The 13,288-nt window shown below is 49.4% G+C and carries 10 protein-coding genes; 1 reads left to right on the plus strand and 9 read right to left on the minus strand.

Translation table 11 applies throughout. The features are described 5' to 3' along the window. Positions 1 to 26: 26 nt before the first annotated feature. The 5 genes from wzc to galU all read right to left on the minus strand — a co-directional run bounded on the left by wzc (position 27) and on the right by galU (position 6,084). Complete coding sequence (wzc, locus tag ACMGG1_RS16370; protein ID WP_044549354.1) at positions 27 to 2,204, minus strand: tyrosine-protein kinase Wzc; 2,178 nt, start codon at positions 2,202 to 2,204, stop codon at positions 27 to 29. 12 nt (positions 2,205 to 2,216) lie between these two features. Then, the gene (locus tag ACMGG1_RS16375) at positions 2,217 to 2,651 is read right to left on the minus strand and encodes a protein tyrosine phosphatase (protein WP_414160859.1); all 435 of its coding nucleotides are present in this window, start codon (positions 2,649 to 2,651) and stop codon (positions 2,217 to 2,219) included. A gap of 8 nt (positions 2,652 to 2,659) precedes the next feature. Further along, the gene (locus ACMGG1_RS16380) at positions 2,660 to 3,796 is read right to left on the minus strand and encodes a polysaccharide export protein (protein WP_044549349.1); all 1,137 of its coding nucleotides are present in this window, start codon (positions 3,794 to 3,796) and stop codon (positions 2,660 to 2,662) included. Between the two features lie 450 nt (positions 3,797 to 4,246). Continuing rightward, on the minus strand, positions 4,247 to 5,140 hold the full coding sequence (locus ACMGG1_RS16385) for a sugar phosphate nucleotidyltransferase (protein WP_259216705.1): 894 nt from the start codon (positions 5,138 to 5,140) through the stop codon (positions 4,247 to 4,249). A gap of 44 nt (positions 5,141 to 5,184) precedes the next feature. After that, entirely contained in the window at positions 5,185 to 6,084 is a 900-nt protein-coding gene (gene galU / locus ACMGG1_RS16390; RefSeq protein ID WP_414160860.1) for a UTP--glucose-1-phosphate uridylyltransferase GalU, read from the minus strand. Positions 6,085 to 6,765: 681 nt separating this feature from the next. Here galU and ACMGG1_RS16395 point away from each other — a divergent pair. Continuing rightward, the gene (locus tag ACMGG1_RS16395) at positions 6,766 to 8,352 is read left to right on the plus strand and encodes a TerC family protein (RefSeq protein WP_128864037.1); all 1,587 of its coding nucleotides are present in this window, start codon (positions 6,766 to 6,768) and stop codon (positions 8,350 to 8,352) included. 28 nt (positions 8,353 to 8,380) lie between these two features. On the opposite strand, the gene dcuC is transcribed toward ACMGG1_RS16395, so the two are convergent. The 4 genes from dcuC to udk form a co-directional block, all read right to left on the minus strand. After that, entirely contained in the window at positions 8,381 to 9,739 is a 1,359-nt protein-coding gene (gene dcuC / locus ACMGG1_RS16400) for an anaerobic C4-dicarboxylate transporter DcuC (RefSeq protein ID WP_128864036.1), read from the minus strand. A 193-nt stretch (positions 9,740 to 9,932) separates the two neighbouring features. Further along, positions 9,933 to 11,768, minus strand: coding sequence for an outer membrane assembly protein AsmA (gene asmA, locus ACMGG1_RS16405; protein WP_128864035.1), 1,836 nt, complete (start codon positions 11,766 to 11,768; stop codon positions 9,933 to 9,935). Between the two features lie 44 nt (positions 11,769 to 11,812). Further along, entirely contained in the window at positions 11,813 to 12,394 is a 582-nt protein-coding gene (dcd, locus tag ACMGG1_RS16410) for a dCTP deaminase (protein WP_012006010.1), read from the minus strand. Between the two features lie 125 nt (positions 12,395 to 12,519). Then, positions 12,520 to 13,161 carry a uridine kinase gene (gene udk, locus ACMGG1_RS16415; protein WP_020826003.1) on the minus strand — a complete coding sequence of 214 codons (642 nt, stop codon included), beginning with the start codon at positions 13,159 to 13,161 and terminating at the stop codon, positions 12,520 to 12,522. Positions 13,162 to 13,288 lie beyond the last annotated feature (127 nt).

Here is a 13,288-nt window from a genome sequence, read left to right on the forward strand (position 1 = left end):
GGTAGCTTTCACCCCGAACTTTGCGCTTACTGCTTCTTATCACTCGTATAACTATATTGGTAGTAACCGTAGCCACCATAGTAATTGCTGGCTCGTTTTTCTACAGCATTCAAAATAACACCCTTGATATTGATGCCATTCTGGTCAAAACGACGAATACTGAAATCAACTTCTTTAACGGTATTCACACCAAAGCGCGCTACCATAAGCGAAGTACCTGCCAATCGCCCAATGATAGATGCGTCTGTAACAGCCAATACTGGTGGGGTATCGATAAGAATCAAGTCGTATTTTCCACCGGCCCAGTTGAGTAGATCTGCCAGACGCGAATGCATCAACAGCTCAGAAGGGTTTGGCGGTAATTGCCCACGAGGAATAAAGTCCATCCCTTCAACTTTCGTTTGATGAATAGCCTGCTCTTGAGTAATTTTTCCTGAAAGGAAATCAGACAGGCCATTATTCCACTCAGTTCCTACTAAAATATGGGAGTAACCTTTACGCATATCTGCATCGATAACTAATACGCGCTGTCCGGTCTGAGCAATTACGGCCGCCAGGTTAATACTTACAAACGTTTTACCAATGTTTGGACTCGCGCCCGAGATCATTAACACATTGTTATTCGCTTCCATCATGGCGAAATGCAAGCTTGTACGCAGGCTACGAATGGCTTCGATAGCAAGATCCGCTGGATTACCTATGGCAAGCAAGGAGACCGAGTCCGTAGAAGATATTTTTCTTCCACGTTTATTTGCCATCTCAATGTCTTTCTTCTGTTGCCATTCGGAAAGAGGAATGCTGGCATAAACATTTATACCATGCTCTTCCAGAGCTTCAGGATTATCAATCCCCTTATGCAACATGGTTTTCAGCAGGACAAAACCAACAGAAAGCAGTCCCCCCACGAAGACCGCTAACAGTACTATCAGTGTCTTACGAGGTTGTACAGGATTGATTTGGGTCAACGCCGGGTCAATAATACGTACGTTGCCAACCGTGCTCGCTTTGGTCACGCTTAACTCTTGCTCTTTATTCAACAACTGCATGAAAATTTCTTGCTCAACCTGAACATCTCGGGTCAAACGTAAAATTTCCTGCTGAGTCTTCGGCATTGTCGCAATGCGCTTATTTAATTTGTTTCTTTCGTCTTCTAATGTCTGTCTTTTCTCAAGCAACGCACGATAGGCTGGATGCTGTTTGGTATAAAGCTTTGAAACTTCAGCCTCTTTAAACGTTGACTCATTCAGTTGCGTTTCAACAGAAACAATAGAATCCAATACCGCTTTTGTTTCTAGTGAAAGATCCACCGAATCATTCTTTTGACGATACTTATTCAGTAAATCTTCTGATGCATCTAACTTCGCACGAACATCTGGAATTTGTTCTTTAAGGAACGTTAAACTTTTCCCCGCTTCTTCAGACTTACGTTCGACGTTTTGCAACAGGTAATTTTTAGTGATGCTGTCTAAAACCTCACGAATTCGCGTTTGGTTTTCCCCTGTCAAACTCAGGGCCAGTACGCCAGTATCCTTGCCTTTATCTTCTGCTGTTAAATTTCTTAGTAAATCATTGATAACATTAAGCTTTAGTCGCTTAACCACCTGAAAGGTGGTACCTGGTTCTGCTTTTATATCAGAAACAAATATCTGGATATCTTTACCGGCCGCTAAAACGCCGGCAGTTCCTTTCAATATCTCGTTACCGTCATAGCTTAGAGAATATTGTTTTCCACCCAAGGCTTTCAATTCCAGTGGTTTCTCAACCATATACTCTGGAACCTTTAAGCGATTGATTGAAATTTCACTTGGCTCTTTGCCACTTAATCTTTCCCAACCTCGGCCAAACATAGGGAAATAATCCTGATTAACAGCAATATCAAGATTCAGATCATCTACCGTTTTGCCTATCACCATTCGTGAGGAGATAAGTTCAATTTCAGTGGCCGAACCAGGTTGGCTTGACGGCAACATTTGAGAAAAATCGCTAAGAATTGAATTACCGGCATTTTGCTCTACTTGCACCATGGCATCAGCCTGATAAACAGGGGTGGAAAAAATAGAATAAATAATTCCTACCACTGCAAACAGTGTGATCACACCGGTTATTAACCATCGGTGGTCAAGTAAAACGCCTAAAAGACGATTTAAATCAATCTCATCATTATCGTTGGCCGTAGATAAGCCTGCTTTAGTATTATCAGTCATTATGATCTCTGGTTAACGATTTAGTGCCTGTGCCCATTTCTGAGCAGCTTCATCAATAAGGCGGTAGACAAATTCAAATGCCTCAGTACTTTTCCGATAAGGATCCGGGATCTCTTTCTGCCCTAACCAATGTCCCAGAAGCATAGTCTTTCCACGAACCTCGGGTACTAATTGGCAAACAGCATCAATATGTCCTTTTTCCATGACCAAAATAAGAGAGTACTCCCGACACATTTCCTTGGTCAGCTGTCTGCCGACATGCCCATCCAGACTTAAAAGATTCTTCTCTGCTATGGCGCAAGCACTACTATCCGCTTCACGCCCTGCTAATGCGGAAATCCCTGCAGACGCTATTTTTTTTTCTGGCAAATATTTAATCAACAATCTTTCTGCTGTTGGTGAGCGACAAATATTGCCGACGCAGACAACCAGAATTGAGTCAAACATATTCATTCCTATGGCCAGTTACGAACACGCAGTGAACCTTCAGTCAAATCATTGAAGCTAGCAATCGTCGGTGCCAGTTGTGAAATCAAACGGTTCCAACGTGCAATCGGCGCTGCTGTTACATAGACAATATCATAAGGCTGCAACTTGAATTCGGCACCCATCACCAATGCTGTCGCATCAGCCATATTTAACTGATATATATTCGCCAGCTTATTCCCTTCTGTGCCGTGCAGTGGTCGAATAACAAATACTCCTGTTGCATCGGCTGTACTTTGAGTCAATCCTTGGGCGTTGCCCAACGCTTCAGTCAATGTCATACCACTGCGATCCATTTTGAGGGTCGCTGGTGCTTTCACCTCGCCCATGACAAAGATCTTCAGTTCATCATTCCGCGGGATATAGAGAATATCGCCGGGATACAGCAGACGGTTTTGAGTCAAATCACCGTTTTGCATTAACTTTTGCAGCGAAATGAGCTGTTCTTTTCCGTTGTGAGTCAGGACAATATTACGCCAATCAGCCTGCTCGGTTAAACCACCGGCAGCATTGATTGCATCCATCACCGTTAATGGTACGTTGGTGATCGCTTGCTGACCAGACTTGCTCACTTCCCCTGTAACATAAGCTTTTTGCGAACGGAAGGCCGCTATGCTCACATCAACCTGCGGGCTTTCAATATATTGCGCTAAACGGTTGGATATCTGATCGCGGATCTGCGTCACTGTTTTACCAACTACATTCACTTTGCCTATGTAGGGATAAAAGATACTGCCATCAGAGTGGACCCAGTTGCCCGTATCGCTTGCACTGCGATATTGCCCAGCCGGCGTAGTCAACTCAGGATGATCCCAGACCGTCACATTGAGCACATCGCCTACGCCAATACGATACTCATAGGAGCGTAATGAAGCATCGAGCAGATGATTGGGCTGAGCGACAACCTTAGCTGTACGTAACGAATCCAGCAGTTTAGGCGTCATCGGGTACACATTAACCAAAGAATCAATATCGAAGTCGCTATCTTCTTGTTTAACAACATCTTTTCCTGATGTTGATAGATGTGTACCCGGAATAACCGTACAGCCACTGATTATACTAATTGATACCAATACCGATATCATTTTCAATTGTCGTTTTGCCATCGAGTTATCATCACTTTCAAAGTAAATGTATCCGCAAAGCTACCAAGCTAGCCTCTATGGCTGCATGTTTGTAACCTTACCAAATTGCGTTGTTATGTTCCTGCATTGAGCTGCCCACTCGCAAATAGGTACCTTTCACAGATCGCTAAAATGTCAGAACGTTAAGCCACTGTTGAAGTTAAAAGAGTTAATATGGCCTATTGAAAAATTGCGACTTTCTTGTTATCAGCCGTATCATTTTCGCCATCAGTGACTGCTATATCTGCTGAATCACAACGAGTAGGTGCTTACAAAATTTTGCCGTGCCGTAATGGGATTGCGACCTATCACTTGAACGCCGCATTATTCCACAAGCTATCAGATACTAATATAAAAACATTTATGTGAAATGAGGCGGCTAACGTAATAAACAAGACATGTTTATGCCAGCCGCCCAAGATTTGAGGGATATCACAACTTCAGCGTTTCAGCCCATTCGCGAAACGCTTTGCCTTGGGTAGGATGGCGTAAGCCGTAAGTGACAAACGCTCTCAGATAGCCCATTTTTTCGCCACAGTTAAACGACTCACCCACCAACTCCATAGCCTCGACCGGCTTGTGTTTTAACAGTTCAGCAATGGCATCTGTGAGCTGAATTCTTCCCCAAGCGCCTGGCTCTGTTTTCTCCAACAGTGGCCAGATATCCGCGGACAAAACGTAGCGCCCTACTGCAGAATAATTCGATTTCAACTGAACCTCACGGCCCGGTTTCTCGATAATAGAGGTCATCCTCGAACTCTCACCGGGTTGCAAACTGTTAGTTTCACATTCCACAACGGAGTAATCATGCAGGACATGTTCATCAGCAGCCTGTACCAGCACCTGACTCAAGCCCGTTTGTTCAAAGCGAGCAATCATATGCGGTAAGTTGTCTTTCTTCAGATCGGCTTTCGCATCGTCAAGCAAGACATCCGGTAACAGAACCACAAAAGGTGAATTCCCTACCAGAGGTTTGGCACACAGTACAGCATGCCCTAAACCTTTAGGCTGCCCCTGACGAATATGCATCAGGGTTACCCCTTTAGGGCAAATAGACTGCACCTCATCCAGCAACTGGCGCTTTACGCGCGCTTCGAGCATCGCTTCCAATTCGAACGAGGTATCGAAATGGTTTTCTATCGCATTTTTTGATGAATGCGTCACCAAGATGATCTCTTTAATCCCGGCAGCGACGCACTCATTGACAATGTATTGAATCAACGGCTTATCAACGATCGGCAACATTTCCTTCGGAATAGCCTTGGTTGCAGGCAGCATACGCATACCCAGACCTGCAACAGGAATGACAGCTTTCAACTTAGTCATGATAATCCTCTATCGATCTTGTGATCGTATTTTAGCCGTAACTCTTACTTGCTGTTCAACGTCTGCTTCAACCATTGGGTAAAGCCTTCGCCTTCCGAGCTGTGACGCAGACCATACTGCACGAATGCCTTCATATAACCCAACTTATCACCACAGTCGTGTGATTTGCCGCTCATGTGAAAAGCCTCAACGGTTTCCTGCCCCATCAATGCCGCAATGGCATCGGTAAGCTGAATTTCATCACCGGCGCCCGGCAAGGTTTTTTCCAGCAGTGGCCAGATATCGGCAGACAGAACATAACGTCCCACTACCGCCAGATTAGAAGGCGCATCTTCAAGCGCTGGCTTTTCAACGACCGCCGTCATCGGGGTACTCTCACCTGCAGATAAGGTTGCACCACCGCAATCGACAACCCCGTATTTAGAGACGTCTTGCTCCGGTACCGGTTCCACCATGATCTGGCTAAAGCCAGTCAGCGTAAAACGTTCGATCATCTTGGCCAGGTTTTCTTTACGCAGATCTGCCGTGGAATCATCCAGCAATACGTCAGGCAGCAAAACGACGAAAGGCTCATCGCCTACCATAGGTTTGGCGCACAACACCGCGTGCCCCAAACCTTTAGCCTGACCCTGACGCACTTGCATCACCGTCACATCTGCCGGGCAGATAGTCTGTACTTCTTCCAGTAACTGGCGCTTAACGCGCGATTCCAAAACCGCCTCAAGCTCAAACGAGGTATCGAAGTGGTTTTCAATCGCATTTTTGGAGGAGTGGGTGACCAACACAATATCTTTGATCCCGGCGGCCACACACTCATTCACAATGTACTGAATCAGTGGTTTATCGACCACCGGCAGCATTTCTTTAGGAATAGCTTTTGTCGCCGGCAACATACGGGTTCCCAGGCCAGCTACAGGGATCACAGCCTTCAGTCTCTTTTGCATTTTTTTATCCACAATCTAATAACTATAACGTAGCCGACTTAAGCCTGTTTCCAGATATTTACGAAACCGGGGCCGTATGATTTGGACACGCTACCGCCCCTGGCTTTCAGCTACCAGTGCACTGTCATCGTTCTCTATGGGTTGATTGGGGGTTCCAATCTCACTTTGATGTAAATTAGGGGCCGTATTCGTTTGTTAAGCGATAGATAGATCACAGAAAAAACAAAATAAATACGCCCTTATAACCAAACGATGATACTTGTAAATGTTTATGTGGCTAAGATTCTTATACTATTACCTTATCGATACAAGCCTAAGATACCCGTTGGATGCCCTTTTCAGAATAAGACTACCCACTGGAGCAGACTGAACAAAGTGTAGCAGCCAGCCAAACCTATAACGGATTGATTTTTAAAATTTATACTAACGCTGATTTTATCATCAGGCGTCTGATGCCATGCTCCGGCCAGGGACTCTCTTTTCCGAAAACCACCTATTTCTCGCCACAGTTCATTCCGAATGCCCTTCAACGGGGTGATTTTTTATGCATTATTTTAGTGATTTCCGTCATGTTGCATCCTTAGCCTTCCAGGCCATGGTTTTAAAGTTGAATTTTCCCGGTGCAACACCCATCATTCACTGGCGGCATAAGCCGTCGAACTTACAGGTGAAATTGGGCGTATGGAATGGATCGCGGATCCAACAATTTGGGCCGGCCTGGCCACTCTGGTCGTGCTGGAAATCGTTCTGGGTATAGACAACCTTATCTTTATCGCCATTCTGGCGGAAAAATTACCTAAACATCAGAGAGATAAGGCTCGCGTCGTAGGCCTGTTACTGGCATTGCTGATGCGTTTGGCCCTGTTGGCCTCCATCTCATGGTTGGCTACGCTGACCCAACCGCTGTTTTTTGCCGCCGGACATCCGTTTAGCGGTCGCGACCTTATCATGCTGATTGGGGGGATCTTCCTGCTGTTCAAAGCCACGATGGAGCTTAACGAACGGCTGGAGGGTAAAGATGAAGAGCAACATGGCTCGCGCAAGGGTGCCCGTTTCTGGCCGGTGGTGGCGCAAATCGTGGTGTTGGATGCCGTATTCTCGCTCGACTCGGTGATCACTGCCGTCGGTATGGTTGATCACCTCGCCGTCATGATGATTGCGGTTTGTATCGCTATCGGCCTGATGTTGCTGGCCAGCAAGCCCTTAACACGCTTCGTCAACGCCCACCCGACAATCGTTATCCTGTGCCTGAGCTTCCTGCTGATGATCGGCTTTAGCCTGGTCGCCGAGGGCTTCGGCTACCATATTCCAAAAGGCTATTTGTACGCTGCAATTGGCTTCTCGGTGATGATCGAAGCGTTGAACCAGCTGTCGCAGTTCAATCGGCGCCGCTTTCTTTCCAAAGTGCGACCATTGCGCGAACGGACGGCAGAGGCCGTGCTGCGCATGCTGAGCGGCAAACATGAAGAAGCGGAAGTCGACAGCCACTCAGCCAACCTGCTGGCCGACAGCGACAGTGAAAGCGGCGAGATTTTCAATCAGCAGGAACGCCATATGATCGAACGCGTGTTGGGCATGGCCCAGCGTACGGTAAGCAGCATTATGACTTCCCGCCATGATGTGGAATACCTTGAGCTGAATGACCCACAGGAAAAGCTGACCCAACTGCTGGAAAAAAATCAGCATACGCGCATCGTGGTGGTGGAAAACAGCGCCAGTGATGAACCGCTCGGCGTTATTCACACCATTGACGTGTTGAAACAACAGCTTACCCAGGCCCCGCTAGATTTACGCGCGCTGGTGCTGCAACCGCTGATCTTCCCCGAGCAGTTAACCCTGCTGAGCGCGCTGGAACAATTCCGTCAGGCGCAGACGCATTTTGCCTTTGTGGTCGATGAGTTCGGCTCGGTGGAAGGGATCGTCACGCTGACCGATGTGATGGAAACCATCGCCGGTAACCTGCCGGAAGCCGGTGAGGAAGTGGATGCCCGGCATGATATCCAGCAAAATGAGGATGGCAGTTGGACCGCTAACGGCTATATGCCACTGGAAGATTTGGTGTTGTACCTGCCGTTGCCGTTGGAAGACAAGCGTGAGTATCACACGCTGGCCGGCCTGTTGATGGAGCACAGCCAGCGTATTCCTCAGGAAGGCGAGCAGTTGCGGATCGGTGACTACCTGTTCGAACCGCTGGAAGTCAGTAGCCACCGTATCTTGAAAGTGAAAATCACCCCGCTGTCGGTGCCCGAGCCGGACTACGAGGTGTAAAGCCTGGCCGGGTATGACCCGGCCCCTTTTATAAATGCTGGGGAACCAGCAGCTCCGTCGCCACAATCACCACGATTAACCCGACAATCACCGGCACCGAAGTGCGTTTTACCACTTCAAAAGGCGAGATCTTAGCCATGCCGGCCACCGCAACCACCACGCCAGATACCGGCGACAGGGTGCGCCCCAGATTTGAAGCCTGCAGCATCGGGATCACCAGATAAGCCGGATTAACCCCCATCTGCGCCGCCAACTTGGGAATGAGCTCAACGAAAGCATAGAAAGGTGCGTTCCCCGAACCGGTCGTCATGGCTGCCAGCATGGTAATCACCACCAGTACCAGCATCATGATAATGCCACCGGTACCGAACGACTGCGCCAGACTGATCAGCCCACTGATAAATCCGACGGTGCTAAGCCCCTGTGCGAAAACGCCGGCTGCCACCAACAGCATCACGACGCTGGCAAAAGCATCCGCCATACCGCGATAAGCAACCTCCAATCCCGTGAACACCTGTTTGGCGCTAAAACTGCGCAGGAATTCGATTACCGCTGCCAGTAACATGCACCCGACCAACACGGTGATGATATGCAGTTCCGGCCCCCATTTACCGTCAAATACCAACACCCCGAGGATAGGGGTGAAAGGCAGCACGGCGTAGAACCCCGGTGCGTGAGTAGTGATTTCACTCACATCCATAATGTGATGCTGTTCGTTGCCCTTTTTGTCCAGATAGCGTTGCCAGAAGAAATGCGCGATGGCCATGCAGACAATGGCCGCAATGGAAATGGGCAAAGTGGTTTTAAAAGCAAAATCGACCAGCGGCATTTCCGCTGCCTTGGCGGCCAATACCACATCACCGGAGGTTGGCGCCAGGATAATCGCCGCAGGCGAAGCGCAGATAGCCGCCGCTGCACCGCGGCTGATGCCGACATTAACCATCAACGGGAATAGCGTTGCCATCAGCAATACGCCCAGGCCGGTAGCGGATGATACCGCCAGTGACATCAGGCAAGCGACAAAGTAGGCTGCCACCATTAAAAGATAAGGAGAGTTGATCATCTGCAATGGACGTGAGGCCAGCTTTACGACCACATCATTAGCACCAATATGCGTCATATAAGCTGCAAAGCCACACAGCATCATAATCATCATGCCAAGATCGCCACCGCGACTCATCAGCAAGATTTTGACGTATTCGATGATGTCAGTCGCACGCCACCCGGTAGTGGCAGCACTGGCAGGCAACAGGCTTTTGCCCATCAGGGCGCTGATTGCCAACAGCAATAAGCCCCCCACCATCAACACTCCGGTAGCGGAGTAACCCTTGATGATGTAGCGGCCAACGCCCGCCGCGACGACCGCCCCAATCAGAAGCTCTATCATATTCCCTCAACTTATCATTATCGTTATTGACCATGCCAAAGCGTATAAATCGCCTTACTGCGCACACTCTGCACAAACTCAGTCAAATGCATCATGATGTTCGTCAATGTTACGGGAGGAAATTATTGGGGGGAGAAACACTTTACGGGGTTTATCAAAAATGCGGGCCGAGAACCGACCCGCATCGTTAAGATTAGAGTTTATCGAGCAGCTTTTTCAGATCCTGCCCTTCGCGTGAATCCTGGTTCTTTTCTGCCCATTTGTTCAGCGCGTCCTTCGCCCGGTCCTGCAGCGTTTTACGCAATATCTGATCGACCTGCAATTGGTAGTTAAGCTGGTTCCACGGGCCATAAACCCGCAGTGGGATCGGCGTTTTCTGCAGTTGTTGGATCAGATCGTCGCGTCCCTGCCAACCGCCGGTTACCCGGACATTAAGCGCCATATCGCACTGTTTGCCCGGCATATCCACGGTACCGCCGCCACTCAGGTTCAACAATGGGGAATCTGCGCCCAGCTCGGTAATTTTTACCGTGCCCCGATTAAGGCTGGCTTTCGCCGACAGTTGTTTCACTTCGGTATAACGTTGATATTCGTCTTGCCCGCGTACGCTGCTGTCGTTACGCGCCACCGCTTGCTGAATCAACTGTTGAATATTCAGACCATGCAACTGCGCGTCCTGCATCGTCATCTGAGCCGTGCCCTGCCAACGTCGTTCAAATGACTGTGAGGTAAAGCGATCGCCGGTTAAATCCCCCTGCATGCTGAATTTGCCGGTCAACACCTGTGGCATCTCGAACGCTTTCAAAACGGTGCCAAGTTCAACCTGTTTCACAACCGGCTGCACCGTGATGACCGGACGGCTCCCCCGTGCGTCCAACGTCCCTGGCAACGCAAAATCACCGCCAGCCAACTGTCCAGAGAGCGAATGAGATGTCAACAACCCCTGCCGGTTATCCGCTTGCAGCACCAAATGGGCAATGTTCATGCCGCGATAAGTCAGTTGATCCACGCTTAAATTGAGTTGAGCATTAAAATCTCGCAGCACCTCAAGATTGTGCTGAGGATCGTCCATTTGGCTGGCTATGACCGGCGCTGAGGTCACAACCTGTGATGGCTGAGCTTGTGAACTGCTGGCTTGCCAACCGGTAAATGTATCCAAATTAAGCACAGTGGACGCCAGGTTAAGCGTGTAGGCCGGGATTTCACCGAACTTAATGTCGGCGTCACCGGTGAACGTGCTGTCATTTGCGCTAACGCTAAGCTGGCTTAGTGCGACTTGCTGTGGCGTTTGCTGATATACCACCTGAGCGCTGCCTTCGCCCTTAATACCGCCGGCCAGAATGTCAGCACCTTCCAGTTGATAACTGAACTGGCTCACATTGGCGGCAATGCGTCGTGGAAATTGCTGCAGATCGATATCCGCCGCCATACTGAAACTCAGATCGCGCTGATTGCGGTTCACCCGGCTGGAAAGTTCCATTTGCGCCTGGCGTTTGGCATTTTGCTGCAGGGTGAGGTTGATATCGCGAACGTTAATCTGCTCGTTGTTGGCACGCTGCCAGATCAGCAGACTGTCCACCACGCGAAGATTATCGATATCAAATTTCCACGGCGCCTCTGCCGACTCTTCGGAATGGCCCGCGGGGGCGATCGGTGCGTCAGGTTGGGTCTGCTCTTCACTGTCGGGCGTCAGGCGGATAACGGCGTTTTTCAGCATAACCTGTTTCACAAACAGCTGATGCGATAACAACGGCAGCAGTTTGACATCCAGCCGCATGTTGTCGGCGCTCACCACCGGCGCAGTGGCTCCGGGGGCTGTCAGCGTCATGCGCCCTGCAAGGATGCTGAGCTGTGGCCAGATGTGCCAGCGCAGCTCACCGTCCAACGTCAGATGATAACCGCTCTTTTGTTCGACCTTCGTGACCATATAGGCGCGAAAATCATTCGGATTAACCAACAGCACCAGCGCAGACATTCCCGCCACCAGCACCACCAGCAAAATCACCAAAGTCGTCAGTAATCTTCTCATGCCATCCTCTTGTCAACGCCCCACCGACAGTGCTTCCAGCGCTGTTAGTCCTTGTCGATTCGACTGGCTACCGCACCCTGCTGATCGCGGTATTTTGCATCCTGCCGGCTGTTGTAAGGACGTGCCGCCGGCCCAGAAAGCGGTTCAAAACTCAGCGCGCCAATCAGCATGCCCGGGCGTAATGCCAATGGCAGCTTACCTGAATTATAGAACTCCAGAACAATTCGGCCCTGCCAGCCTGGGTCGATACGGTGTGCGGTAACGTGCACCATTAAACCCAGGCGCGCCAGAGAAGAACGCCCGTCCAGCCACCCCACCAGATCGTTTGGCAGCGTTACCGACTCCAGCGTCACCGCCAGCGCCAGTTCGCCCGGATGCAGGAAGAAGGCTTCGCCTTCTGGCAGAACGATTTCATCACTCATCACGCGATCCAATGCGGCACTGACTTCGTCTTTCGGCCCACTGAGATCGATAAACGCGGCGGTGTGGCCGCGAAACACGCGGAACTGATTGCCTAAACGGACATCCACTGTGGCCCCGTTAATACGCTCAATCGGCGGACGCGGTGAAATCACCAGCTTTTCGCAATCCAGCCAGGCTTCTATATCACGGTCGCACAGTCTCATTTCTTTATCTCCATCAGGCGTGTCACTAAAACAAAAATTGCCACACAACGGGCGAAAGGTCTACGCCGCAGCGCAAATAGTTGCCCGCTGACCGGAAACACAGGTTTTCCGGCCATTGAACGGCATTATTCAAAGAATTGGCTGATTTTGGCTTTCAGAATATCGATCGCAATGCGGTTTTTGCCGCCACGAGGGACAATAATGTCGGCATATTGTTTGGAAGGTTCGATAAACTGCAGGAACATCGGACGAACGGTTTTCTGGTATTGCGCCATTACCGAATCCATTGAACGACCACGCTCATTCACGTCGCGCTTCATACGACGCATCAAGCAAATATCCAGCGGCGTATCGACAAAGATCGAGAAGTTCATTTCCTGACGTAAACGGATGTCCGTTAACAGCAGGATCCCTTCCAAAATAATCACCTTTTTCGGTTCCAGGTGAACAGTCTCTTTTTTGCGCGTGTGTTCGGTGTAGCTATACAAAGGTAACTCTATCGCCCTGCCCGATTTCAGCATTTGCAGATGCTGGAACAGCAGATTGTGATCCATGGCGCTCGGGTGGTCATAGTTTGTTTTGACCCGTTCTTCCATGGTCAGGTGTGTCTGGTCTTTGTAGTAACTGTCTTCAGGAATAACGCCGATATGTTCATCGCCAACCTGATCGCGAAGCTCACGATACAACGTACTGGCGATAAGGCTTTTTCCGGAGGCAGATGCGCCGGCGATACCAATAATGACGCACTGATGCGGCTTGTCAGTCATAAAATTAAAGACCTGATTTCGTAGTGTGAAGGGGGGGACTAAAACGCGACAATTATAGGGAGTTAGCGGGCATTGCGCCAGACTATATTGGCGCTGGTGGTTGCTATCTGCAGTTATTTCGCCACAA

The organism is Serratia sp. BNK-12 (assembly GCF_047456085.1).
GTDB lineage: Bacteria > Pseudomonadota > Gammaproteobacteria > Enterobacterales > Enterobacteriaceae > Serratia > Serratia liquefaciens.

Bases quoted from the DNA above. Each gene is read 5' to 3' on its own strand.
- galU (WP_414160860.1), bottom strand. From the start codon at position 6,084: ATGCAAAAGAGACTGAAGGCTGTGATCCCTGTAGCTGGCCTGGGAACC.
- ACMGG1_RS16375 (WP_414160859.1), bottom strand. From the start codon at position 2,651: ATGTTTGACTCAATTCTGGTTGTCTGCGTCGGCAATATTTGTCGCTCA.
- ACMGG1_RS16380 (WP_044549349.1), bottom strand. From the start codon at position 3,796: ATGGCAAAACGACAATTGAAAATGATATCGGTATTGGTATCAATTAGT.
- wzc (WP_044549354.1), bottom strand. From the start codon at position 2,204: ATGACTGATAATACTAAAGCAGGCTTATCTACGGCCAACGATAATGAT.
- ACMGG1_RS16395 (WP_128864037.1), top strand. From the start codon at position 6,766: ATGGAATGGATCGCGGATCCAACAATTTGGGCCGGCCTGGCCACTCTG.
- dcd (WP_012006010.1), bottom strand. From the start codon at position 12,394: ATGAGACTGTGCGACCGTGATATAGAAGCCTGGCTGGATTGCGAAAAG.
- dcuC (WP_128864036.1), bottom strand. From the start codon at position 9,739: ATGATAGAGCTTCTGATTGGGGCGGTCGTCGCGGCGGGCGTTGGCCGC.
- ACMGG1_RS16385 (WP_259216705.1), bottom strand. From the start codon at position 5,140: ATGACTAAGTTGAAAGCTGTCATTCCTGTTGCAGGTCTGGGTATGCGT.
- asmA (WP_128864035.1), bottom strand. From the start codon at position 11,768: ATGAGAAGATTACTGACGACTTTGGTGATTTTGCTGGTGGTGCTGGTG.
- udk (WP_020826003.1), bottom strand. From the start codon at position 13,161: ATGACTGACAAGCCGCATCAGTGCGTCATTATTGGTATCGCCGGCGCA.